Origin of the sequence: Bacillus sp. JJ1521 (genome assembly GCF_036965165.1) — a bacterium.
Lineage (GTDB): Bacteria > Bacillota > Bacilli > Bacillales > Bacillaceae_L > Ferdinandcohnia.
Window position 1 is genome coordinate 1 of sequence record NZ_JBALOX010000116.1, and the last position, 445, is coordinate 445.

Sequence of the window (445 nt, forward strand, 5' to 3'; positions counted from 1 at the left end):
TAGGACGTCGCTAGGCAAACGAAAGATCAGCTGATATGGCTGGTCTTTTTTTATTTGTATTTTTGGGCAGATGTCTTAGGCATGTTAGTTGTAAAACGTGCCCTATTTGAAAGTTATGATGTAGGAAAGAGTAATGAAAAATGTGGAATCGTTAACGTCTTAAGGTTGAATTTTAATAAACGGTAACGATAAAGGCAAAATCGTTCCTCTTTTAGCATTGCGATGAAGGAAAGGGTAACGCAAAGTACCAAATCGTTCCCGCTTCATGGATTATAAGATGTAATTGGTAACGCAAAGACTATACACGGAATACCGACAAGCCGAACCACTCTAAATGGTATACCGCAAAGTCCAGTAACGGTATATCACCAAGTCGAAAAACGATACATGGTATACCGCAAAGTGCATACACGGGTATATCACTATGCCGAAAAACAATAAGTGA